The following is a 23,575-nucleotide window of genomic DNA, read 5'->3' on the forward strand; positions in this document are numbered from 1 at the left end:
CCGGGCTCTGCCCGCCCCGCGGGAGCAGTGCCTCCCGCGGCCCGGGGCCTCCCGCGGGAGGCCCCGGGCCCGGGCGGGGCTCCGCGCAGCGGTCAGCGTGCCGCGGCGACGGCTCGCAGGGCGGCGAGGACGTGGGCGACCGCGGGGGCGGACTCGGCGCCGCGGCGGACGGCTGCGATGACGTGCCGCGTCGGCCGATCCCGCGCCAGTACCCGCACCGCCACCCCCGAGGCCCGGCTCGACACCATCCGCGGGACCAGGGCCACGCCCATCCCCGCCTCGACCATGGCCAGGATGGCCGTCCAGCCCGACGCGGAGTGGGCCTGTTCGGGGACGAAGCCCGCTGCCTCGCACGCGCCCCGGGCGATCTCCGACCACGGTCCGCTGCCCCCGTAGATCCACGGGTCCCCGGACAGGTCGGCCAGGCGCAGGTCTCCCGCGTCCCGCAGCGGGTGCCCCGGCGGGAGCGCCACGTCCAGCGGGTCCTCCATCAGCGTGACCCGGGTGAACCTCCGGTCCCGCGCCGTCGGTGCGTGGGCGGCCAGCGACAGCGCGAGGTCCACGCCCCCGGCCGACAGCAGCTCGTAGGACTCCGCGGCCTCGGTCTCCCGCACCCTGACCTCCACCCCCGGGTGCGCCCTGCGCAGCTCCGCCACCGCCGGGACCACCAGCGCGGGCACGGCGGTGGAGAACGCGCCGACCCGTACCTCGCCGGCGTCCCCGGCGAGGTAGCCGGCCAGTTCCGCGTCGGCCCGCTCCAGCTGCGCGAACACCGCCTCCGCGTGCCGCAGCACGAGCTGGGCGGCGTCGGTGAGGCGGACCCGGCGGCCCTGTGCCTCCAGCAGGGCGACTCCCAGCTGCCGGGCGAGGTTCGTCAGCTGCTGCGAAACGGCCGAGGGCGTCATGTGCAGGGCCTCGGCCGTCGCGGTCACGGTCCCCCGTTCGGCGAGGGTCCGCAGGATCCGCAGCTTCTTGATGTCCCACTCGGTCATGAGGCCGAACCTACCGCCGGGCACTTCCCAGCCCGACCCCGCCGAGGATCAGCGCCATGCAGGCCAGCTGCTCCGGTCCGGTCGGTTCGCCCAGCAGCAGGAGCCCGAGCCCCGCCACGCAGACCGGCTGGAGGTAGTAGACGACTCCTGCGCGGGCCGGCCCGATGACCGATACCGCCTTGTTCCAGGCGAAGAAGGCGACGGCCGAGGAGAACACCCCGACGTACAGCAGCGGTCCGACGGTGCCCGGCGTCGTCTCGAAGCCGCCCTGGGCGTGCAGGGAGGCGGCGTAGGCCGGGGCCAGCATCAGCGCGCCGAGGACGAAGGTGGTGAGCAGGAAGGTCAGTCCGCCGAGTTCGGCGGGCTTGCGCCTCAGCAGTGCGCTGTAGGTGGCGAAGGAGAGGGCCGCGGCGAACATCCACAGGTCGCCGGCGGCGAAGTCGAAGCCGATCGAGCCGTCCCCGACGAGCAGCAGCACGCCGAAGGCGGCGAGCAGCATGCCGAAGGTCCTGCGGGCACCCAGGCGTTCGCCGCCGAGGCGGGCGTACAGCGCCATGATCACGGGCGAGGCGGCCATGATCGTGCCCATGTTGGAGGCCGAGGTGGTCAGTCCGGCCTGGTGCACGAGCGTGTTGTACAGGGCGACTCCGAACAGCGACGCGAGGGCGATGAACCCCAGGTGTCGGCGGATCAGGGCGCGTTGCCGCCAGGCCTGGCGGGCGGCGAGGGGAGCGACGGCGAGCAGCGCGATGATCCAGCGCCAGAAGACCGCCTGGACGGGCGGGACGGTCTCGGCCATGCCGCGGGTGGCGACGAAGCTGCCGGACCAGACGACCGTCGCGAGCAGGGCGAGGAGGACGCCGAACCCGGCGGCACCCTTCCTGCCGGTGCTGCCGGGTTCGGCGTGCGAAACGGTACGGGCGCGGTCCATGACGGCCACTGGGTGTCTCCCCCTCGGGTCGGTGCGGTGTCGGCGGATCTACCGTCGCACCGGCCCATTGATCAGGTCCATCGAAATGTTCCGATCATTCTTTTCAGTAGATCTGAACGGTTGGTGGGTGCGGGCTGCGGCCAGTTGCCCGGTGACGGTGGCTGCGAAGGCGATCGCCATGCCGGCGAGCTGTACGGGGGTGAGCACCTGTCCGAGGGCCGCCCAGCCGATGGCCGCCGCGGTGAGCGGGGAGAGCGGTCCGAGGAGGGTGACCGAGGTCGCGTCGAGCTGCCCGATGCCGCGGAACCAGAGCCAGTAGGCGATACCGGTGTTGATCAGCATCATGTAGCCGTAGCCGAGCAGGGCCCTGCCATCGAGCGCGGGTGGCGCGCCTTCCACGAGGGCGGCCACCGGGATGATGACCAGGCCGCCGGCGGTGAGCTGCCAGCCGGTCATGGCGAGCGGCCCCACGCCCTCGGGCCGGCCCCAGCGCTTGGTCATCACGGTGCCCGCGGCCATGGAGGCGGAGGAGGCCACGCCCGCGACGACACCGGCCAGGTCGAGCGCAGCCTCGGCCCTGAGGACGACCATGCTCACGCCGAACGCCGCCGCGACGGCGGCCAGTACCGTACGCAGGCTCGCGCGCTCCCCGAGGACGAGGGCGGCGAGGCCCACGACGAACAGCGGACCGGCGGAGCCGAGCACGGCCGCGACCCCGCCGGGCAGCCGGTACGCGGAGAGGAACAGGAGGGGGAAGAAGGCGCCGATGTTGAGCGTGCCGAGGACGGCGGACTTCCACCACCAGGCGCCCTTGGGCAGGGTGCGGGCCAGTGCGGTCAGCAGCAGGCCCGCGGGCAGCGCCCGCATGACGCCGGTGAACAGGGGCCGGTCGGGCGGCAGCAGTTCGGACGCGACGACGTAGGTCGAGCCCCAGGAGACGGGGGCGAGGGCGGTCAGGGCGACGGTGGCGAGACGCTTCATGGCGGGTGGCTCCTCGTGCGGGCGACGAAGGCGAGACCGGGGACACGGTTCAGGCGGACGCGGTTCAGGCGGACGCGGTGGCTGGGCGGCGGTCGGCTGCGGACGCGGCCCGAGCGGGACCGTCGGACGCGGCCGGGGGCTCGGCGTGCACGGCTTCGGCCGGCAGGTGCCGCTCCAGCCGGAGCAGTGCCAGGGCGGCGCCGAGCGCGGCGACGGTCAGAACGGCCCAGGGCAGCCGGCCGTCCACGGCGAGCAGGGCGGTGAAGAGGGAGGGGGCGAGGGCGGTGGCCAGCGAGTAGGACAGCTGGTAGGTGGCCAGGTAGCGGCCGCGGACCGGCTCGGGCGCGGCGGAGACCGACAGGGCGCCGCCGGACGGGCTGTGCACCAGCTCGCCGAGGGTGTAGACGATGACGATGACGAGGAGGGCGGCGAGGGTCGGGCCCTGGCCGGGGCGCAGGGTGCCGAGCGCGATCTGCCCCAGGAAGGCGGCGGCGAAGAGCACCGCGCCGAGGGCGGCGGAGCGGGTGCGGCGGGCGCCGGAGCGGCGGACGCGGCCCGCGACCAGGACGCCGATCCCGGCGCACAGCGCGGTGTTGAGGGTGAAGGCCGCCCCGGTGAGGGAGTCGGGGGCCGCCAGCCAGGTGGAGAGGTAGAGCGGGAAGAGCACGGAGAGGGCGGAGTAGCCCAGGGCGGTGAGGAAGTTGGCGGCGGTGAGCCCGAGGAAGGGGCGGTCGCGCAGCACCGTCCGGTAGCCGGCACCCGGCCATCCGGCGGGGGCGGCTGCGGCTGCGGCGTTGGCGTCGGCCGGGACCGGGCGGACCCGGCCGACGAGCAGTCCGGCGAGGGCGAAGGCCGCGGAGTTGGCCCAGGCGGTGTAGGCGAAGGCGCCGGTGCCCCACAGCGCCAGGACGCCGGAGACGAGGAGGGCGCCCGCACCCATCCCTGCGTTCTGCAGGGCCCGGGTGGAGGCCTGGAGTCGGTCGCGGGCGGCGCCCAGCGCCACCTCGCCGATCAGGGACTGTTGCACGACGGAGAAGGAGCGGTCGGCGAGCGCGGTGACCAGGGCGACGGCCGCGAAGGCGGCCGGGGAGCTCGCGAAGGGGTAGAGGGCGAAGCCGAGCGCCCGGATCCCGTAGAGCACCAGGTTCACCCGCTTGGCGCCGAACCGGTCGACGGCCGAGCCGGCCAGCGGCATGAAGGCCAGTCCGGCGACGCCGGTGACCGTCATCACCAGACCGACGAGGGTGAAGGAGAGGCCGGTGACGTGGTGGAAGAAGACGAGCGAGAAGGGGACGTACATGCCGATCCCGACCGCGCTGATCGCGATGCCGAGGAGCAGCGACCGCTCCCCCGCGACCTTCGCCTCCCCTACCTGCGACGCCTTGCCCCTGAACACTGCCATGACGACCTCTCCCCCGATTCGATTGATAGCAAGTAGCTTACCGCTAAGCTACTTTCCGTCAAGCAAGTTTCTTGCGAATGATCCGGGGGAACCGGAATACTGCGCTCATGAGTGAGGACAAGGACGCGGTCGACGCGATCACGGACCAGTGGTTCGCCGTGCGCCCCGAGCTGGACACGGCCCCCATGGCCGTGTTCGGACGCATCTACCGGATCGCCAGGGCCATGGGCGACGCGATGGAGGAGCGCTACCAGCGCTTCGGCATCTCGCGCGGGGAGTTCGACGTCGTCGGCACGCTGCGCCGTTCGGGCGCCCCGTACACGCTCTCGCCCCGTCAGCTCTCGGCGACGCTCATGCTCACCACGGGCGGCATGACCGGGCGGCTGGACAAGCTGGAGAAGGCCGGACTGCTGTCCCGCAAGCCCGATCCGCACGACCGGCGGGGGCTCCAGGTGACGATCACCGACCGCGGCCTCGCACTCGTCGACGAGGCCGTCACGGCCGGCCTGGAGGTGCAGCGCGCCGCGCTCACCGGGCTGACCGACGAGGAGGTCGCCCAGCTCACCGGCCTGCTCCGCAAGCTGCTGGCCGGCGTCTGAGGACATGACGAGGCGCCGGGGGTCGACGCACGGCCGATGTCGATCGGCGGTGCGGACCCCCGGCGCCCGGGAAGGTCACACGGCTCCGGCCCCCGCGGGGCCGGACCGGGTCAGGCCTGCTTCTTCTTCGGCCTGTCCGACTTGTCGAGGGCCATCACGAGCCCCACGATGACCAGGAAGATCACGATCGGCAGGGCCACGTACAGGCCGAGCGTCTCGCCGATGCTCAGGCCCGGGCCCGGGTCGTCGCCGTCGTCGCGGGTCAGCGCGAGAGCGGGAGACGTCATCAGCAGCATCATCAGCGTCGTTCCGGCCGAGACGGCGCCGGCGCGCAGAGCGTTCTTCTTGTCCACGGTGCAAACGTAGCGAACACCTAAACGCCGCGCGCGCCCGGGGGTGCCGTACGGGGACCCGCCCCCTCCCGCACCGCGCTGAGCAGCGCGTTCGCCCGGGGCGACGCCATCAGCTCCTCCAGCGTCAGCGGCCTGCCCGCACCATCGGCGAGCGGCAGGCGCCAGTTGGGGTACTGATCCCACGTGCCCGGCAGGTTCTGCGGCCGCCGGTCCCCCACCGCGTCCGGCAGCCATACGCCCACCAGGCGCGCGGGGGTGCGCAGCAGGAAGGCGTACAGGGCCCGCACGGCGGCCTCCTCGCCCTTGGTATCGAGGCCCAGCCCGTCCAGCAGGTCCAGCCATTCGGCGGTGTCGGCGGCATCCTCGGCCCGCTCCCGCTCGACCGGACGGGTCAGCAGGCCGAGCCGATCGCGCAGTTCCACATGGCCGCCGGCGAGCTTCGCGGCCGTCGGCGGCAGGTCGTGGGTGGTGACGGTGGCCAGGCAGTCCGCCCGCCAGGCCTGCGGGGCGAGCGGGCCCCCGCCGTCCGCCCAGTCCCGCTCGAACCACAGCACCGACGTGCCCAGCACACCGCGCCGGGCCAGCTCGCGGCGCACGTGCGGCTCCACCGTCCCCAGGTCCTCGCCGATGACCGGGCAACCGGCCCGGTGCGCCTCCAGGACCAGGACCGCCAGCATGGCCTCGCCGTCGTAGCCCACGTACGTGCCCTCGGCGGGCGGGGCTCCCTCCGGGATCCACCACAGCCGGAAGAGGCCCATGACGTGGTCGATGCGCAGGGCTCCTGCGCAGCGGAACACCCCGCGCAGCAGCGACCGGAAGGGGGCGTAGCCGGTGGCGGCCAGCACGTCCGGGCGCCAGGGCGGCAGCCCCCAGTCCTGGCCGCGCGCGTTGAAGGCGTCCGGCGGGGCCCCGGCCGAGGAGCCGCGGGCGTGGAAGGCGCCGGTCACCGCGTCCGAGCCGTCGGGATGCACTCCGACGGCGAGGTCGTGCACGATGCCGACGGCCATCCCCGCCCCGCGTGCGGCTGCCTGGGCGGCAACGAGCTGGCCGTCCGTCAGCCAGACCAGCCAGCGGTGGAAGTCGGCCCGCTCCGCGGGGTCCTCGCCCGCGGCGGCCGCGCACCAGGCGGCGTGCTCGTCCAGCGCGCCGCCCTGCTCCGCCCGGAACTCCCGGTACAGCGCTTCGCGTTCGGGGGTGCGCGGGACGGCGTACAGCAGTTCCAGGGCCCGGCGCTTGAGCTCCCAGACGGAGTCCCGGTCGATGAGCGCGCCCTTCTCCAGCACCTCACGGCGCAGCTGCCCGCCCTGCGCGGCGAGTTCGGCGAGCGCCTCGCGGTCGGGGCAGTCGGGGTACTCGGGCACGTCCTCGATCCGCAGGTGGACGGGGTCGGGGAAGCGGCGCGAGGACGGCCGGTAGGGGGAGGGGTCGGTCGGCGTCCCCGGCACGGCCGCGTGCAGCGGGTTGACCTGGATGAAGGCCGCGCCGTGGGTCCGGCCCGCCCAGCGGGCGAGTGCGGCGAGGTCCCCCAGGTCGCCCATGCCCCAAGAGCGTTCGGAGAGCAGCGAGTAGAGCTGGACGAGCAGCCCGTGGGCCCGCTCCGGCACGGCGGGCGCCCGGTCCGGGGCCACGACCAGGCCGGCCTCGGCACGCCGCCCGTCCGGGGCCTCGGCGTGCACCCGGTGGACCCCGAGGGGCAGTACGGGATTCCACGGCACGCTCTCGCCCGTGTCTTCCAGCACCACCCGGACGCGGGTGCCCGTCGGCAGCGCGGCCAGGGCCGGCGGCAGCGCGGGCGGTTCACCGCACCCCTGCCAGTGCACGACGGTCGGCGGGAGCAGCCGGTCGGCCCGCTCCCGGTCGGCCCGGTCGGCCTGGGCCCGGAGGTCCTCGGGGGAGCCGGCGGACACCCCGAGCAGGCCGAGGACCGTTCTGACGGTGGCCTCGGGGACCTCGACGGTCACGCCGGGGGCCGGCTGGTAGGCGGTGGCGATGCCGTGCAGGGTGGCGAGCCGGGCCAGGTCGTCCATGGACGGGCGCTCCTTCGTGCGTGCGGGCAGAGGGAATGAGGGTGGGTCAGAAGCGTGGAGCACCAAGGCGGGACGCCGCCGGGGGACAACGCAGCCATACCCATTCGAAGGGGCCGCATTCCTGGCAGATCCGGGGCAGATCGCCCACTCGCATTGACACTCCAGCCGCACGGGTGGTGGGCTCGGGCTCATTCGTACGAGTGGGGGACGTCTCGCGACGAGGAGGCTCTGTGCAGCTCAGGGGCAGGAAACGGTCGACGGCCGCCGCCATCGCGGTGATCGGGTCGCTGCTCGGCGGCGCCGTGGCCTCCGCGCCGCCCGGGTTCCTCGCGGGCCCCTCTCTCCCCGACGGTCCGCCGGCCGCACCGGGCGCCGCCGGCGCGGCCGGCGCCGCGGGTGCGGCGGGTGTCGGCACCAACGGCACGGTCGGCCCCGTGCTCGACCCCGGGGCGGACACGCCCCGCAGTGCCGCCGAGGGCCCCGCCGTGTGGCCCCGACCGCAGTCGATGGCCGCCGATCCGGCGCGTGAGGTGCCGCTCGGCAGGGAGGCTGTGCTGGTGGCTCCGGCCGACGCCGATCCGTACGCCGTCGGGGTGGTGCGCGAGGCCCTGCGCAAGGCGGGCGTGAAGACCCTGCGCGAACCCGCCCCCGGGGAGCCGCTGCCCGGTCGGGGCACCGTCGTACGGCTCCAGGACGCGGGCGCGCAGGAGGCACTGCTGGCGCTGGGCGCGACCGCGGCCACGGACCTGCCGAACGGCGGCTACCGGCTGGCCGTGGGACGGCCCGGCGGGCGGGACACGGTCGCGCTGGCCGGCGTCGGCGAGGAAGGGCTCTTCCACGCGGCGCAGACGCTGCGCCAGCTGCTCGCCGCCGGCGGCGGGAAGGTCCCCGGCGTCGTGGTGCGGGACTGGCCGGCGGCGCCGGTGCGCGGGATCACCGAGGGCTTCTACGGACAGCCGTGGAGCCACGAGCAGCGCCTGGCCCAGCTGGACTTCATGGGCCGCACCAAGCAGAACCGGCTGCTGATCGCGTCCGGCGACGATCCGTACCGCACGACGGGCTGGCGCGAGGACTACCCGAAGGAACGGCAGGAGGAGTTCCGCGCGCTGGCCGAGCGGGCCCGCGCCAACCGGGTCGTGCTGGCCTGGGCCGTCACGCCGGGGCAGTCCATGTGCCTGTCGTCGGCGGCCGACCGGGCGGCGCTCGGACGCAAGCTGGACGCGATGTGGGACCTGGGCTTCCGCGCCTTCCAGGTGCAGTTCCAGGACGTCAGCTACACCGAATGGGGCTGCCGCGCGGACGTACAGCGGTACGGGAGGGGCCCGCAGGCCGCCGCGAAGGCGCACGCGGAGGTCGCCAACGAGCTGGCCGCGCACCTGGCCTCCCGGTATCCGGGGGCGCCCGCGCTTTCGCTGCTGCCGACCGAGTACTACCAGGAGGGCGCGACGTCCTACCGGACGGCCCTGGCCCGCGGGCTCGACGCGCGGGTGGAGGTGGCCTGGACCGGCGTCGGCGTGGTGCCGCGCACGATCACCGGCCGGGAACTGGCCGGAGCGCGCTCCGCCTTGGGACAGCAGCCCCTGATCACCATGGACAACTACCCGGTCAACGACTGGGATCCGGGCCGGATCTTCCTGGGCCCGTACGCGGGACGCGAGCCGGCGGTGGCCGGCGGCTCGGCGGCCCTGCTGTCCAACGCGATGCAGCAGCCCATCCTGTCGCGCATCCCGCTGTTCACGGCGGCGGACTTCGCCTGGAACCCGCGCGGCTACCGGGCCGGCGAGTCCTGGCAGGCCGCGGTGCGCGACCTCGCGGGCTCGGACCCGCGGGAGCGCGAGGCGGTGGCGGCGCTGGCCGGGAACACCACCGCCTCCGGGCTCAAGCAGGAGGAGTCGGCGTACCTGAAGCCCCTGGTCGAGCAGTTCTGGAAGGCCAGGGCCGCCGGCGATCCGGCAGCCGGGACCGAGCTGCGCAAGGCCTTCACGGTGCTGCGCGAGGCCCCGGACCGGCTCACCGCCCTGTCGGACGAGGCCGGCCCCTGGCTGGAGCGCCTCTCGCGCTACGGCACGGCCGGCGAGCTGGCCGTGGACGTCCTGGGGGCCCAGGCCCGCGGGGACGGAGCGGCCGCCTGGCAGGCCTCCCGGGCCCTCGCCGAGGCGCGCGAGGCCCTGACCGAACCGGGACCCGCCCAGGTGGACAAGGCCGTCCTGGACCCCTTCCTGGCGAAGGCGGCGGAGGAGGCGGACGCCTGGACCGGCGTCGCCCGCACGACCGGCACGGTGACCACGGAGGCGCAGGCCTGGACGGTGCGGCTGGAGACCGCCCGCCCGGTGACGGCGGTGACGGCGATGACGGATCCGCTCCCGGCGGGCTCCCGGGGCGCTGTGGTGGAGGTCCACGTACCGGGTGAGGGCTGGCGCAAGGTCGGCGATGCGGCCCCCTCGGGCTGGACCCAGATCGACACGGCGGGCCTGCGCGCGGATGCGGTGCGCCTGGCCTGGTCCGGGGCCTCGCCCGTGGTGCACCGGGTGGTCCCGTGGTTCGGCGACGGCCCTCGGGCCGGCTTCGAGCTGGCGAACGGCGGCCGGGCCGACGCCGAGATCGGCGGCGCCCCGCAGCGGGTCACCGCTCAGCTGTCCGCCCTGGGCCCGGGCGAGCTCCGCGGGCCGCTGTCGGCCCAGCCGCCGGCCGGGATCGAGGTCCGCGTCCCGCAGACCGCGGTGGTCCCGCGCGGCGGCCGGGCGTCGATACCGCTGGAGGTGGCCGTCGCCGCGAACACCCCGCCGGGGACCTACCAGGTACCGGTCGCCTTCGACGGGCAGTCGCGCACCCTGACGGTGCGGGCGGTGCCGCGCACCGGCGGACCGGATCTGCTGCGCACCGCGCGGGCGAGCTCCTCGGCGAACGAGACCGCAGCCTTCCCGGCGTCGGCGGCCGTCGACGGCTCCCCGAGCACCCGCTGGTCGTCACCGCCGGTGGACGGCGCGTGGTGGCAGGCGGAGCTCCCTGCTCCGGCCCGCGTCGGCCGGCTGGAGCTGCAGTGGCAGGACGCGTACCCCTCCGCCTACCGGGTGGAGACCTCGGCGGACGGGGTGACCTGGCGGCCGGCCGTGGCCGTCACGGGCTCCGCGGGCGGGCACGAGTCGCTCCGACTCGACGCCCCGGGCACCCGGTTCCTGCGGGTGACGTGCGAACGCCGGGCGACGCGCTACGGCTGCTCGCTCTGGTCGGCGGAGGCTTACGCGGTCACCCCGTAGCCCTGGCGGCACTCCGCCGGACCCGCGGGGCGCACGTCGGCGCCGGGGCGCACCTCGGCGCCGGGGCGCGCGCCCCGGCTTCCGGGCCACCGCCCCGAACTCCGAGCCGCGAAGGCCGGCGGGGCCGGTTCCCGCCGCGCCGGCCTTCGACGGGGCGGGGCCGTCAGGAGGCGGCCACGCCGATCCCGATCCGTTCCAGGGCGTCGTCGGCCCCGTACGGCTGGAGGTAGGGCATCCACCGGGGGTCCCGGTGCCCGGTGCCGATGATGCGCCAGGCAAGGCCCGAGGGAGGGGCCGGCTGGTGGCGCAGGCGCCAGCCCAGTTCCAGCAGGTGCCGGTCGGCTTTGACGTGGTTGCAGCGCCGGCACGCCGCGACGACGTTGTCCCAGACGTGCTGTCCGCCCCGGCTGCGCGGAATGACGTGGTCGACGCTGGTGGCGACGGCACCGCAGTACATGCAGCGCCCGCCGTCCCGCGCGAACAGGGCGCGCCGGGTGAGTGGAACGGGCCCCCGGTAGGGGACCCGCACGAAGCGCTTGAGCCGTACCACGCTGGGCGCGGGGACGACCCTTGTCGCGCTGTGCAGATAGGCGCCGGATTCCTCCAGGGAGACCGCTTTGTTCTCCAGGACGAGGACGAGCGCGCGGCGGAGCGGTACGACGCCGAGGGGCTCGTACGACGCGTTGAGGACCAGGACGTGCGGCACGGACTGCCTCCTTGTACGTCGGCGGCGCGTGGCTCGCGCCGGGACGATCTGCTCTCCAGTCTCTCCTTACGGCTGGTCGAAGCGCCACCACTCGCCCGTAACGGGTCCGAGGTGTTTTCGACCACAGTCAGTCATCCCCGGGTGAGTCCTGTCTCTCCCTCGAACATGGCGCCGAGGTGACGGGGTTGCCCCGTTAGTGTGGTTGGTCTGCCCGCGCAACCGCCCCCGGACCTCGTCCGGGGGGACACCCCGGACGGGCAGACCGCACATCTGGAGGTTCCTGTCGTGCCCTGGCCCGCCGTTCTGCTGCCGCTGGCAGCCGATGTCCCGGACACGCCCGCTTCGGTCAAGGAGGCGCAGGAGAGCGTCACCGAGGCCGCGAGCTTCATCGAGCAGAACTGGGCCACCTGGCTGAGCATCGGTCTGCGGATCCTGCTGATCGTCGTGATAGCGGCCGTGATCCGCTCCGCGGTCCGCAAGGCGCTGACCAAGCTCATAAACCGGATGAACAGCAGTGCCGAGGCGGTCGAGGGCACCGCCCTCGGCGGGCTGCTGGTCAACGCCGAGCGGCGGCGCCAGCGGTCCGAGGCGATCGGCTCCGTGCTGCGGTCGGTGGCCTCCTTCCTGATCCTGGGCACGGCCGCGCTGATGGTCCTGGCCGCCCTGAAGATCGACCTGGCCCCGCTGCTGGCCAGTGCCGGTGTGGCCGGTGTCGCGATCGGTTTCGGCGCCCGCAACCTGGTGACGGACTTCCTCTCCGGCGTCTTCATGATCATGGAGGACCAGTACGGCGTGGGCGACAAGATCGACGCCGGGGTGGCCTCCGGCGAGGTCATCGAGGTCGGCCTGCGGGTGACCAAGTTGCGCGGCGACAACGGCGAGATCTGGTACGTGCGCAACGGCGAGATCAAGCGGATCGGCAACCTCAGCCAGGGGTGGGCGACCGCGTCCGTGGCCGTCCAGGTCAAGCCCACGGAGAACCTGACGCGGATCCGCGAGGTGGTCCAGCAGGTCGCCGACTCGATGGCGAAGGAGTCCCCCTGGGACGAGCGCCTGTGGGGCCCGGTGGAGGTGCTCGGACTGGACGAGGTGCTGCTCGCCTCCATGACGGTGAAGGTGTCCGCGAAGACGATGCCGGGCAAGCAGTTCGCGGTGGAGCGGGAGCTGCGCTGGCGGATCAAGGAGGCCTTCGACACCGCGGGCATCCGGATCATCGGCGGCGCCCCGGCCGCGGACGAGGAGGAAGGGGCCCCCGCGGACCCGACGGCCTCCGTCGCCGCGCCGTCCGCGCTGGCCAACCCCATCTCCCCGCAGTCCCTGGCCACCGCCCCGATCCCGCCGCCGGCCGGCCCGCGGATCACCAAGTAGCGGCCCGGTCCGCTTCCGCCCGCGCTGCCCCGCGGGGCGTGTCCGTACGGACACAGCCCGCGGGGCAGCGGCATTGACACGGCCGGAACAGTGACAGGAAACTTACCTGACAGATATCTCCGCTGAGGGAGAGCCCCCGCATGCCCGCCGCCACGCCCGGAACACCCAGCCTGTTGCGCGCCATGAACGACCGGGCCGCGCTCGACCTCCTGCTGGCGCACGGCCCGCTGTCCCGGACCCGCATCGGGCAGCTGACCGGACTGTCCAAGCCCACCGCCTCCCAGCTGCTGGCCCGCCTGGAGGCAGCCGGACTCGTCGTGGCCACCGGCACCGACGGAGGCCGCCCCGGCCCCAGCGCCCAGCTCTACGCGATCAACCCGCGGGCCGCCCACGTGGGCGGAATCGACGTCACCCCGGGGCGCGTCCTGGCCGCCGTCGCGGACCTGACCGGGACCGTGATCGCGACCCACGAAGTCCCCTACGCGGAGGGCGCGAACGCCGTCGAGCAGGTGACCGAGGCGCTGGGCGGGGCCGTCGGGAACGCCGGGCTGAACCCCCGCGACCTGCACCGCGTGGTCATCGGCACACCGGGCGCCTTCGACCCGCGGACCGGCCGGCTGCGCTACGCCCGCCACCTCCCCGGCTGGCACTCCCCGACTCTCCTCGACGACCTGGCCGCGGCCCTACCGGTGCCCGTCGACTACGAGAACGACGTCAACCTCGCCGCCGTCGCGGAGCAGCGCCTGGGCGCCGCCCGCGGGCACGAGGACTTCGTCCTGCTCTGGAACGAGGAAGGGCTCGGCGCCGCGCTGGTCTTCGGCGGCAGGCTGCACCGCGGCTGGACCGGCGGCGCGGGCGAGGTGGGCTTCCTCCCGGTGCCGGGCCGCCCTCTGGTCCGGCAGGTCACCCGGGCCAACTCCGGCGGCTACCAGGAGCTCGCCGGTGTGGCGGGGCTGCCCCGCCTCGCCGCGGAACTGGGCGTCGCGACGGCGCCCGGCCCGGCCGCGCACCCGCCGGATGGCCAGGACGCCGGCCCGCACAGCCCGGAGGTCGCCGCCGCCGTCGCACTGCTCGCGCGGGCCGCCGCCGCGCCCGAGGGGGCGCATCTGCGCCTCCTCCAGCGGTACGCCACCGCCCTGGCCACGGGTCTCGCCTCGCTGGTCTCCGTACTGGACCCGGAGGTCGTGGTCCTGGCGGGGGCCGCGATCGGCGCGGGCGGTGAACCGCTGCGCGAGCTGCTGGAGGCCGAGCTCGCCGAACTGGCCCCCTCCCGGCCCCGGCTGGTCCCGGGCGAGGTCCTCCAGCGGCCCGTCCTGCGCGGCGCGCTGGAGAGCGCGCTGGCCGCCACCCGGAACGAGGTCTTCGACACCTCGCGCTGACCCCGCACCCCTGCGCCCGCTCCCCCACCACGCTCCGCCTGCACCCCCGCCAGCCCCACCGGAAGTTCCCTCCCGCAGAGAGCGAGCCCCGCCGTGACCGGCACCGGACCCACGCCCCCCGCGGCCGTCCGCCGCCCGCATGCCGCGTGCGGTCCGCGGGCGCGGGCGCTGTCCGCCGCGCACGGCCGGACCGGTGCCGGGGCCCGCGATCCCGGCGGTCGCGCTCCGCCGGTCCGCGCTGGCGCCCGAACGCCCGGTTGCGGACCGGGATCCTGCACGGGGCACACCGCACCGCACCGCACCGCACCGCACCGCACCGCACCGCACCGCACCAACCCGACCGGAGTGAAAGGCTGACGACGTTGAAACTCGCAGTGGTGGGCGGCGGTTCCACCTACACCCCCGAACTGATCGACGGCTTCGCGCGGCTGCGCGACACCCTGCCGGTCGAGGAGCTGGTGCTGATCGACCCGGCCACCGAGCGGCTGGAGCTGATCGGCGCCCTGGGCCGCCGGATCCTCGCCCGGCAGGACCACCCCGGCCTGGTCAGCACGACCACCGACCTCGACGCGGGCGTCGCCGGGGCCGATGCCGTCCTCCTGCAGCTGCGCGTCGGCGGACAGGCCGCCCGGCTCCGGGACGAAGCCTGGCCCCTGGAGTGCGGCTGCGTCGGGCAGGAGACCACCGGAGCGGGCGGGCTGGCCAAGGCCCTGCGCACCGTCCCGGTGGTCCTCGACATCGCCGAACGGGTGCGCCGGGCCAATCCCGACGCCTGGATCATCGACTTCACCAACCCGGTCGGGATCGTCACCCGGGCCCTGCTGCGGGCCGGACACAAGGCCGTCGGGTTGTGCAACGTCGCCATCGGCCTCCAGCGGAAGTTCGCGGCCCTGCTCGAACTGGCCCCGTCCGACGTCCACCTGGACCACGTCGGCCTCAACCACCTCACCTGGGAGCTGGGCGTGCGCCGGGGCGGCCCGGACGGCGAGGATCTGCTGCCCCACCTGCTCGCGGAGCACGGGGAGGCCGTCGCGTCGGACCTGCGGCTGCCGCGGGCCCTGCTGGACCGGCTCGGCGTCGTCCCCTCGTACTACCTGCGCTACTTCTACTCCCACGACGAGGTGGTGCGGGAACTGGGCACCCGGCCCTCGCGGGCCGCGGAGGTCGCCGCGATGGAGCGCGAACTGCTCGCCCTGTACGCGGACCCGGCACTCGACGAGAAGCCCGCGCTGCTGGCCCGACGGGGCGGCGCCTTCTACTCGGAGGCGGCCGTGGACCTGGCGGCCGCACTGCTCGGAGGCGGCGGCGCGGACGTGCAGGTGGTCAACACGTACAACGCCGGCACCCTGCCCTTCCTGCCCGACGACGCCGTCGTCGAGGTGCAGGCCCGCGTCCGCGCCCCCGGCGGCTCCAGCCCCGTGCCGCTCCCCGTGCCGCTCCCGGTGCCGCGCCTGGACCCGCTGTTCGCCGGGCTGATCTCGCAGGTGACGGCCTACGAGGACCTCGCGCTGGACGCGGCGCTGCGCGGCGGCCGGGAGCGGGTCTTCAAGGCGCTGCTCGCGCACCCGCTGGTCGGCCAGTACGACCTGGCCGAAGGGTTGACCGACCGGCTCCTGGCGCACAACAAGGAGCACCTGCCGTGGGCCTGACCCTCCCCGCGGTCCTCGCGATCGACGCGGGCAACAGCAAGACGGACGTCGCGCTCCTCGGCGCCGACGGATCCGTGCTGGCCACCGGGCAGGCCGGGGGCTTCCAGCCGCCCCGCACCGGGGTGGCCGCCGCCGTGGACGTCCTGGCCGAGGCGCTGGCCTCGGCGGGGTGGAATCCCGGCGGCGGGTCCGGGCCCCTCGCCGAGCACGTGTCGGCCTGCCTGGCCAACGCCGACTTCCCGGTGGAGGAGCGGCGGCTCGCGGACGAGATCGGGCGCCGCGGCTGGGGGCGTGCCACCGCGGTGCACAACGACACCTTCGCGCTGCTGCGCGCCGGCCTGCCCGCGGGCACCGAACCACGGGGCGTCGCGGTGGTGTGCGGGGCGGGCATCAACTGCGTCGGGATGACCCCGGACCGGCGGACCGCGCGCTTCCCCGCGGTCGGGCGGCTCTCCGGCGACTGGGGCGGCGGGGGCGGACTGGCCGAGGAGGCCCTGTGGTTCGCGGCCCGGGCGGAGGACGGCCGGGGCGCGGCGACGGAGCTGGCCCGGGCGCTGCCCGCGTGCCTCGGCCACGGCTCGATGGCCTCGCTGATCGAGGCGATGCACCTGGGGGACGTGCCTGCGGTACGGCGACACGCGCTGGTCCCGGTGCTGTTCGAGGTGGCCGCCGCCGGGGATCCGGTGGCGCTCTCTCTGGTGCACCGCCAGGCGGACGAGGTCGTGGCCATGGCCACGGTGGCGCTGGGCCGGCTGGGGCTGCTGGGCGAGGAGGTGCCGGTGGTCCTCGGCGGCGGGGTGCTCGCGGCCCGGCACCCCGCACTCGACGACCGGATCGCGGCCGGCCTCGCCGAACGCGCCCCGCACGCCCGGATCACGGTGGTCACGGCGCCCCCGGTGCTGGGCGCCGGGCTACTGGGCCTGGACTCGATCGGGGCCCCGGCCCGGGCCCACGGAAAACTCCGTGCCCATTTCGGTTGAACCCACCCCGGAAGGCGCCCGGTCTGGAACTGTTACGGCCGTAAGGGCGTATTGACGGTGAGGGGGTGACGAAAGGCGCCCGCGGGGGCGGATCGCCCCGGATCCAGCACCGGGTGCTGTGGTCCACCGGCACTACGGCCATACTGCTGCTGCGCGGGGGGACCCTCCTGCGCCGGCTGCGGGACGACAGGACCGAGGGGGAGGTCACGGTGGCGATCACTTCACGCACGCCCGCGCCCGGGGGTGGTGTCTCCGCGCCGCCCGCCGGACCGCCGGCGTCCCCGCCCGCCGGCCCGCCGGGGCGGCGCACCGCCTGGTCCGAGGGCGTCCAGCGGGTGCGCGAGGCGGCCACCACCGAGCCGGGCCGGCTGCGGATCATCGGCGCGGTACTGGCCGCCCTCATCATGCTGTTCGGCGCGGTGAGCGTGTGGGAGATCTCCGCCCGGGCCACCGCCGCGGACGACGTGGTGGGCCGCAGCCAGCCGCTGAGCGCAGACGCGGCCAGCATCTACCGCTCGCTCGCCGACGCCGACACCACCTCCTCCAGCGGGTTCCTCCTCGGCGCGCAGGAGCCGCGCGAGGTCCGCCAGCGGTACGAGAAGGACATCGCCAATGCCTCCCGCCTGCTCGTGAGCGCTGCCGCCAACACCGGCGGCAGCGAGGAGTCCCGCGAGCAGATCACCCTGTTGAGTGAACAGCTTCCGCGCTACACCGGCCTGATCGAGCAGGCCCGGGCCACCAACCGGCAGGGACTGCCACTGGGTGGCGCGTACCTCCGTTACGCCAACGAACAGATGACCACCCAACTGCTGCCCGCCGCCCAGCGGCTGTACGAGGCGGAGACCCGCCGGCTGTACACGGACGACGACGACGCCCGGTCCTGGCCGCTGGGTTCGCTGGCGCTCGGTCTGCTGACCGTGGCCGCGCTGGCCTGGACGCAACGGCGCAACTACCGGCACACGAACCGGGTCTTCAACCACGGGCTGGTGGCCGCGACCGCCGCCTCCGTGGTGGTGCTGCTCTGGCTGTCCGTCGGCCACACGGTGGCGCGTTCGTCGCTGACTGAGGCGCGCACGGACGGGCAGGAGTCGATGAAGGTGCTCAACGACGCGCGGATCGCCTCCCTCCAGGCACGGGCGAGTGAGAACCTGACCCTGATCGCGCGGGGCGCCGTACTGGCCGACGACAAGAAGTCGGACAAGTACGACGTGGACTTCACGAACAACATGAAGCAGCTGGACGCGGGGCTCGCGACCGCGCTGCGGCTGGCCGACGACGACGGCCGGACGCCCGTGAGCCAGGCCGTCGACGGCGTCGAGCAGTGGAAGCGGCGGCACACGGCGGCCCGGGAGGCGGACTTGAAGGGCGACTACGAAGCCGCGCTTCCCCAGGTCGTCGGGGACGCGCAGCACAAGGAGAGCAGCGGCGCCGCCTTCGACACGGTGGACGCCTCCCTGGAACAGGCTGTCGCCCACGAGCAGCGGGAGTTCACCCGCGCCGCCCAGGACGGGCTCGGCGCGCTGGCCGGCCTGGTGACCGGCTCGGCGGTACTGGCGGTCATCGGCGCCACAGCGGCCCTGCTCGGTATCGGGCGCAGGCTTTCGGAGTACAGGTGAGAGCGATGCGGATACGGGCGAGGCGGGCCGCCGAGGGCCAAGGAAAGCACGAGGAGCACGAGGTCCGCACCCGCGCCCCGGGCTCGGTCTCCGTGGTCCGGCGGGGCGCGCGCCGGCTGCGCGGCTGGGGCGGCGTGAGCGCGATGGCCGTCGCCTGTGCCGTGACCGCCGCGGGGGTCCTGCTGCCGCTGGCCCACGCGACGCCCGACACGACGTCCGGTGCCCCCGCGCACGGACCCGCCCCGGCGGCCCCCTGGGTCCTGTCGGGCCCCTGTCAGGACCCCGAGGCCAGCCTGCGCCCGTCCGACCTGGACGGAGCGTCCATCGCCCGGATCAAGAAGGCGGGCAAGCTCGTCGCAGGCGTGGACCAGAGCAGCTTCCGCTGGGGGTACCGCAACCAGACCGCAGAGGGCGTCCGCCTCGACGGCTTCGACATCGACCTGGTCAAGGCCATCGCCAAGGACATCCTGGGCGACGAGAACGCGGTCATCTACCGGGCCGTCCCGACGAGCCAGCGCATCCCCGCCCTCCAGGAGGGCCGTGTCGACATCGTCGTGCGGACCATGACGATCAACTGCGAGCGGCTGGAGGACGTCGCCTTCTCGACGGCCTACTTCGAGGCCGGGCAGCAGGTACTGGCACCGAAGGGTTCACCGATCACCGGATACGACCCCTCGCTGAAGGACAAGCGGATCTGCGTCGCGGCCGGTTCCACGGCCGAGAGTGCGCTCAAGGCCCAGTCCTTCGGCGCGGCGGCGGTCACCGTGGCCAACCAGCTCGACTGCCTGGTCCGGCTCCAGCTGGCCGAGGTCGACGGCATCATCACGGACAACGCACTGGCCGCCGGTCAGGCGGCGCAGGACCCGGCGGTACGGCTGGTGGGCTCGCCCTTCACCCGCGAGTTCTACGGGGTCGCGATGAACAAGGACGCCCCCGACCTGGTCCGCCGGGTCAACAAGGTGCTGGAGGACTACCGCGCGGGCGGCAATGACAGCCCGTGGATGAAGGCGTACCTCAAACACCTCCAACCCGTGCTGCCCGGCGTGACCGGGCCGCCCGCGCCCAAGTACCGGGAGGGCTGAGACCGGTGGCGATTTCGGGCACGGGACCGGGCACGAGGTCGGACACGGAGGGAAGGAAGGGAAGGACAGGAGCGGACACGGAGGCGGCGGAAGCGGAGGCACAGTCGGTGGAGGTGGGGTCTGCAGTGATGGACCGGGACGGCGTCGACCGCGCCCTGACCAGGCTGGGCGCCGAGCACGAGGCCGTCGAGACCTCACTGCTCGCCCTCCAGGACCACGCCGGGCGCCGGCTGCTGGAAGGCGCCGAGCTGAGTGGGCTCACCAAGGAGCGCTGGACCTGCGCCGAAGCGGACATCACCCGCCTGTGGACGTACTTCGACGCCTACAGCGGGGCACTGGCCGCCGCCCGGGAGATCCGCGAGCGGCGCCGCTGGCCCAACCGCGACGACCTGACCGAGCTGACCGAGCGGCTGCGCGGGCCCGGGGTCCTGATCGCCGGGGCGGCCACCGAGGGCGCCGCGCTGGCGGAGCGGCTCTCACTCGCCGAGCTCGTGGCCCGGATGAACGACCTCTACGCCCGTTCGCTGGACGTCGTGGTCGCGGCCGACGCCGTGTGGTCGGCGCTGCCCGCCCGGATCGACCTGCTCGCCGCCGAGCTGCACCGCACCCGTTCGCTGGCCCACTCGGTGGGCGTGCGCCCGGGCGAGCACCCCTCGGGGGACGACCTGGAGTACATCACCGCCGAGCTCACGGAGCTGCGCGCCGAGGTGATCGCCGATCCGCTGGCCTTCTGGCAGTCCGCCGCAGGCAGTTCCGCGCCCGGCGGCGGCCGCCCCGACACCGGGCGCTACGACCGGGCCGCGCTCGCCCTGGAGGACGTGCGCCGCGAGGTGGAGGCGGTGCTGGCCGTCCGGCAGGACGCCGAGCAGCGGCTGATCGGCCTGCGTGACGTGCTCTCGCGGGCCGACCGCACCCTGGCGGAGGCGCGGACGGCGCGCGGCGAGGTGCTGGCGAAGATCGCCGCCTCCGAGGTGCCCGTGGTCAGCGGCCCGCCGACGGTGCTCCAGGAGCAGCTCGCGGCGGCCGCCGACCACCGGCGCCACGCGCGCTGGCACCGGCTCTCGCCCCTGTTGGAATCGCTGGAGGAGCGGGCCGAGGAGGAACTGCGCAGGGCCCGCGAATCGTTGACCGCGGTGACGGCCCCGCTGGCCGTACGGGCCGAGCTGCGCGGGCGGCTGGACGCGTACCGGGCGAAGGTGGCCCGGCACGGCCTGGCCGAGGACCCCCTGCTGATCGAGAGGTACGACACGGCCCGGCGGATGCTGTGGAGCGCGCCCTGCGACCTGCGGGCCGCCGAACAGGCCGTTCTGCGCTACCAACAGGCGGCCGGGGAGTCGCTGGCACCGCGGCAGCGGCCGGGACCGGAGCAGCACGAAGAAGAGCGGCCCGGCGGGCCGGGGACGGAGGACGCATGAGCCTGAGCGGAACGGCGTGCGTCCGCCCCGGCTGCCCGGGGACGTACGAGGACATGGGCGGCGGCGGGCTGTACTGCGACACCTGCGGCCTGGCCCCGGTCGGCGCGGTCGCGGCGGGCGCCGAGGAGCTGGTGTCACCGCCGACGGGAATGACGAGCCCGGCGCGCGGTTCCCTGGGCTCCGGCGGGTCCCGGGGCTCCCACGGGTCGCAGGGCTCCCAGGGGTCCCACGGCTCGGCGCGCTCCTCGGCCTCGGCCCGGTCCTCCCGATCCTCCTCCTCGCACCGTTCGGTGTCGGGGCGGCTGTCGCGTTCCCTGGCGGGGCAGGCTTCAACCCGCTCGGTCTCGGTGCGCAGTTCGGGTTCGGCCGCCTCCTCGGGACGCAGCCGGCTGGGTGCCGGTCTGGTCAGCGTTCCGGAGGTGCCGCGGCCCGACCCCTCGACGGCGGTCCTGGAGAACCCGGAGGTGCCCGAGCGCAAGCGGTTCTGCTCGCGTTCGGACTGCGGCGCTCCGGTGGGCCGGGCCCGCGGGGACCGGCCGGGCCGGACCGAGGGCTTCTGCACCAAGTGCGGGCACCCCTACTCCTTCGTGCCCAAGCTGCGCGCCGGTGATGTGGTGCGCGGCCAGTACGAGGTGGCGGGCTGTCTGGCGCACGGCGGCCTCGGCTGGGTGTACCTGGCGGTGGACCGGGCGGTCGCGGACCGGTGGGTGGTCCTCAAGGGCCTGCTCGACACGGGCGACCAGGACGCGATGGAGGCGGCGATCTCGGAGCGCCGCTTCCTCGCGGAGATCGAGCACTCCAACATCGTGCGGATCTACAACTTCGTGGAGCACCTGGACCAGCGGACCGGTTCGCTGGACGGGTACATCGTCATGGAGTACGTCGGCGGCAAGTCGCTGAAGGAGATCGCGAACGAGCGGCGCCGGCCCGACGGGCGGCGCGACCCACTGCCGGTGGAACAGGCCTGCGCGTACGGCATCGAGGCGCTGGAGGCGCTGGGGCACCTGCACAGCAGGAACCTGCTCTACTGCGACTTCAAGGTCGACAACGCGATCCAGCAGCAGGACCAGCTGAAGCTGATCGACATGGGCGCGGTGCGGCGGATGGACGACGATGAGTCGGCCATATACGGCACGGTGGGCTACCAGGCGCCGGAGGTGGCGGAGTTGGGCCCGTCGGTCGCCTCCGACCTGTACACGGTGGCGCGCACGCTGGCCGTCCTGACCTTCGACTTCCAGGGCTACACCAACGTGTTCGCGGACTCGCTGCCGGATCCGGAGCACATCGAGGTGTTCCGGCGGTACGAGTCCTTCTACCGGCTGCTCGTCCGGGCGACCGACCCTGACCCGGGGCGGCGGTTCGCCTCCGCAGAGGAGATGGCCGACCAGCTGACCGGCGTCCTGCGGGAGGTGGTCGCCCTGCAGACGGGGCAGCCGCGACCGCAGCTGTCCACCCTCTTCGGCCCGGAACTGCGGGTGCCGGACACCCGGCTGTTCGCCGGCACGGACACGGCGGACACGGTGGTCTCCCGGCTGGGCGGCCGCGAGACCGCCGCCCGCCGGGGCGCCGGCCTGCGCAGCCTCGTGGGCCGCGCCCTGCCGGCGGCTCCGGCACCGGGCGGGCCCGCAGCTCCGGCACCGGCCGCGGCCCACCCAGCCCCGTTCGGCACGGCGGCCGGGGGTGCCGCCGTGTCTCCGGCGCCCTCCGGGGCCGTATCGGCCGGCGCGTCCTCGGGGCCGTTCGCCGGGCCCGGTGGTCCGGCGCTGACCGGGACGGCCCCCGCGGGAGCCGTGCTGGGGGACAGCGCCACGCACCTGGCCGGGGCGGCCGTGCCCCGGGCCCGGCGGGCTCCCGCGGCGGCGGCCGCACCGGAGCCTGCGGCCACGCCGCACGCCGGAGCCGTGCGGCCCGCCACGACCGTCGACGCCCGCGACACGGCGCTGGCACTGCCGGTACCGCTGGTGGACGCCGCCGACCCCAATGCCGGCTTCCTGACCGGCCTGGCGGCCTCCGCGCCCGGCGACCTGTTGGGCGCGCTGGCCTCGGCGCCCACCGACTCCGCCGAGTTGCGGCTGCGCGAGCTGCGCGCCCGCCTGGAGCTCGGCGATCCGGCCTCGGCCGGGGAGGCGCTGGCCGAGCTGGAGGCCCGTCACCCGGACGACTGGCGGGTGGTGTGGGCCCGCGGCATCGCCTCGCTGGCCACCGGTGACGACGAGACGGCGGCCCTGTCCTTCGACGCGGTCTACGACGCCTTCCCGGGCGAGCCGGCGCCGAAGCTGGCCCTCGGGCTGTGCGCGGAGGTGCTGGGCCAGCTGGACAACGCCGCCGAGTACTACCGCCTGGTCTGGATCACCGATCCGGGCTTCGTCAGCGCGGCCTTCGGACTGGCGCGGGTCCAACTGGCCGCCGGGGACCGGGACGGGGCCGTGCACACGCTGGAATCCGTACCCGAGGCGTCCATCCACTACACCGCCGCGCGGGTGGCGGCCGTACGCGCACGTCTGCGCGACCGGTCACCGCAGGAGCCGCTGCTGGCGGATCTCTCGGCCGCCGCGGACCAGGTGGAGGCGCTGCGGCGGTTCGGGCTGGACCCGGAGCGGCAGGAGTTGCTGGCGACGGAGGTTCTGGGCTCGGCCCTGGACTGGGTACTGTCGGGCAGCCGGGGTGCCGACCCCGGCCGGACCTCGCTGCTCGGCAGTCAACTGGACGAGCGGGGCCTGCGCTTCGGACTGGAGCGCTCGTACCGCGTCCTTGCACGGCTGGCGCGGCGTGGCGAGGAGAGGATCGAACTGGTGGAACGGGCCAACCGTTTCCGTCCCCGGACGTGGGTGTGATTGA

General features: G+C 74.7%; 17 protein-coding genes. 10 read left to right on the top strand and 7 right to left on the bottom strand.

The features are described from left to right. Window positions 1-92: 92 nt before the first annotated feature. The 4 genes from R4Z63_RS10795 to R4Z63_RS10810 form a co-directional block, all read right to left on the bottom strand. On the bottom strand, window positions 93-992 hold the full coding sequence (locus R4Z63_RS10795; RefSeq protein WP_037923670.1) for a LysR family transcriptional regulator: 900 nt from the start codon (window positions 990-992) through the stop codon (window positions 93-95). A 10-nt stretch (window positions 993-1,002) separates the two neighbouring features. Next, a complete protein-coding gene (locus R4Z63_RS10800) occupies window positions 1,003-1,923 on the bottom strand; it encodes a DMT family transporter (protein WP_384445980.1) in 921 nt (306 codons plus the stop codon). A gap of 48 nt (window positions 1,924-1,971) precedes the next feature. Beyond that, window positions 1,972-2,904, bottom strand: coding sequence for an EamA family transporter (locus R4Z63_RS10805; RefSeq protein ID WP_384445889.1), 933 nt, complete (start codon window positions 2,902-2,904; stop codon window positions 1,972-1,974). 64 nt (window positions 2,905-2,968) lie between these two features. Then, entirely contained in the window at window positions 2,969-4,306 is a 1,338-nt protein-coding gene (locus R4Z63_RS10810; RefSeq protein WP_384445891.1) for an MFS transporter, read from the bottom strand. A gap of 107 nt (window positions 4,307-4,413) precedes the next feature. Between R4Z63_RS10810 and R4Z63_RS10815 the strand changes: the two genes are divergently transcribed. Beyond that, window positions 4,414-4,905: a MarR family winged helix-turn-helix transcriptional regulator gene (locus tag R4Z63_RS10815; protein WP_384445893.1), complete on the top strand. Its 492-nt coding sequence runs from the start codon at window positions 4,414-4,416 to the stop codon at window positions 4,903-4,905. A gap of 110 nt (window positions 4,906-5,015) precedes the next feature. On the opposite strand, the gene R4Z63_RS10820 is transcribed toward R4Z63_RS10815, so the two are convergent. Both R4Z63_RS10820 and R4Z63_RS10825 read right to left on the bottom strand, forming a co-directional pair. After that, the gene (locus tag R4Z63_RS10820; RefSeq protein WP_030650150.1) at window positions 5,016-5,258 is read right to left on the bottom strand and encodes a hypothetical protein; all 243 of its coding nucleotides are present in this window, start codon (window positions 5,256-5,258) and stop codon (window positions 5,016-5,018) included. A 20-nt stretch (window positions 5,259-5,278) separates the two neighbouring features. After that, window positions 5,279-7,285, bottom strand: a complete 2,007-nt coding sequence (locus R4Z63_RS10825; protein WP_384445896.1) for a 4-alpha-glucanotransferase — start codon at window positions 7,283-7,285, stop codon at window positions 5,279-5,281. Window positions 7,286-7,515: 230 nt separating this feature from the next. Here R4Z63_RS10825 and R4Z63_RS10830 point away from each other — a divergent pair, with 230 nt between their 5' ends. After that, window positions 7,516-10,542: a beta-N-acetylglucosaminidase domain-containing protein gene (locus tag R4Z63_RS10830; protein ID WP_384445898.1), complete on the top strand. Its 3,027-nt coding sequence runs from the start codon at window positions 7,516-7,518 to the stop codon at window positions 10,540-10,542. 163 nt (window positions 10,543-10,705) lie between these two features. On the opposite strand, the gene R4Z63_RS10835 is transcribed toward R4Z63_RS10830, so the two are convergent. Next, on the bottom strand, window positions 10,706-11,248 hold the full coding sequence (locus tag R4Z63_RS10835; RefSeq protein WP_030650158.1) for an HNH endonuclease: 543 nt from the start codon (window positions 11,246-11,248) through the stop codon (window positions 10,706-10,708). A gap of 285 nt (window positions 11,249-11,533) precedes the next feature. On the opposite strand from R4Z63_RS10835, the gene R4Z63_RS10840 reads away from it, so the two are divergent. From R4Z63_RS10840 to R4Z63_RS10875, 8 genes are all read left to right on the top strand, one after another. After that, the gene (locus tag R4Z63_RS10840) at window positions 11,534-12,616 is read left to right on the top strand and encodes a mechanosensitive ion channel family protein (RefSeq protein WP_384445901.1); all 1,083 of its coding nucleotides are present in this window, start codon (window positions 11,534-11,536) and stop codon (window positions 12,614-12,616) included. Between the two features lie 140 nt (window positions 12,617-12,756). Next, a complete protein-coding gene (locus R4Z63_RS10845; RefSeq protein WP_384445903.1) occupies window positions 12,757-13,995 on the top strand; it encodes an ROK family transcriptional regulator in 1,239 nt (412 codons plus the stop codon). Window positions 13,996-14,357: 362 nt separating this feature from the next. After that, window positions 14,358-15,644, top strand: coding sequence for a family 4 glycosyl hydrolase (locus R4Z63_RS10850; protein ID WP_384445905.1), 1,287 nt, complete (start codon window positions 14,358-14,360; stop codon window positions 15,642-15,644). Further along, a complete protein-coding gene (locus R4Z63_RS10855; protein ID WP_384445907.1) occupies window positions 15,635-16,624 on the top strand; it encodes an N-acetylglucosamine kinase in 990 nt (329 codons plus the stop codon). Before R4Z63_RS10850 ends, R4Z63_RS10855 begins: the two co-directional genes overlap by 10 nt. Before the next feature lie 209 nt (window positions 16,625-16,833). Beyond that, window positions 16,834-18,240: a GlnX family signal transduction membrane protein gene (locus tag R4Z63_RS10860; protein WP_384445981.1), complete on the top strand. Its 1,407-nt coding sequence runs from the start codon at window positions 16,834-16,836 to the stop codon at window positions 18,238-18,240. 143 nt (window positions 18,241-18,383) lie between these two features. Then, the gene (locus R4Z63_RS10865) at window positions 18,384-19,322 is read left to right on the top strand and encodes a glutamate ABC transporter substrate-binding protein (protein ID WP_384445982.1); all 939 of its coding nucleotides are present in this window, start codon (window positions 18,384-18,386) and stop codon (window positions 19,320-19,322) included. A gap of 128 nt (window positions 19,323-19,450) precedes the next feature. Further along, a complete protein-coding gene (locus R4Z63_RS10870; protein WP_384445983.1) occupies window positions 19,451-20,737 on the top strand; it encodes a hypothetical protein in 1,287 nt (428 codons plus the stop codon). Continuing rightward, on the top strand, window positions 20,734-23,571 hold the full coding sequence (locus tag R4Z63_RS10875) for a serine/threonine-protein kinase (protein WP_384445908.1): 2,838 nt from the start codon (window positions 20,734-20,736) through the stop codon (window positions 23,569-23,571). Before R4Z63_RS10870 ends, R4Z63_RS10875 begins: the two co-directional genes overlap by 4 nt. Window positions 23,572-23,575: the final 4 nt, after the last annotated feature.

The sequence above is a fragment of the Streptomyces sp. PL-29 genome, assembly GCF_058344425.1.

What these genes read in the sequence shown, in the direction of transcription:
- R4Z63_RS10795 (WP_037923670.1), bottom strand. Translation starts at nt 992, where the DNA reads ATGACCGAGTGGGACATCAAGAAGCTGCGGATCCTGCGGACCCTCGCC.
- R4Z63_RS10800 (WP_384445980.1), bottom strand. Translation starts at nt 1,923, where the DNA reads ATGGACCGCGCCCGTACCGTTTCGCACGCCGAACCCGGCAGCACCGGC.
- R4Z63_RS10805 (WP_384445889.1), bottom strand. Translation starts at nt 2,904, where the DNA reads ATGAAGCGTCTCGCCACCGTCGCCCTGACCGCCCTCGCCCCCGTCTCC.
- R4Z63_RS10810 (WP_384445891.1), bottom strand. Translation starts at nt 4,306, where the DNA reads ATGGCAGTGTTCAGGGGCAAGGCGTCGCAGGTAGGGGAGGCGAAGGTC.
- R4Z63_RS10815 (WP_384445893.1), top strand. Translation starts at nt 4,414, where the DNA reads ATGAGTGAGGACAAGGACGCGGTCGACGCGATCACGGACCAGTGGTTC.
- R4Z63_RS10825 (WP_384445896.1), bottom strand. Translation starts at nt 7,285, where the DNA reads ATGGACGACCTGGCCCGGCTCGCCACCCTGCACGGCATCGCCACCGCC.
- R4Z63_RS10845 (WP_384445903.1), top strand. Translation starts at nt 12,757, where the DNA reads ATGCCCGCCGCCACGCCCGGAACACCCAGCCTGTTGCGCGCCATGAAC.
- R4Z63_RS10865 (WP_384445982.1), top strand. Translation starts at nt 18,384, where the DNA reads ATGGCCGTCGCCTGTGCCGTGACCGCCGCGGGGGTCCTGCTGCCGCTG.
- R4Z63_RS10870 (WP_384445983.1), top strand. Translation starts at nt 19,451, where the DNA reads ATGGACCGGGACGGCGTCGACCGCGCCCTGACCAGGCTGGGCGCCGAG.
- R4Z63_RS10875 (WP_384445908.1), top strand. Translation starts at nt 20,734, where the DNA reads ATGAGCCTGAGCGGAACGGCGTGCGTCCGCCCCGGCTGCCCGGGGACG.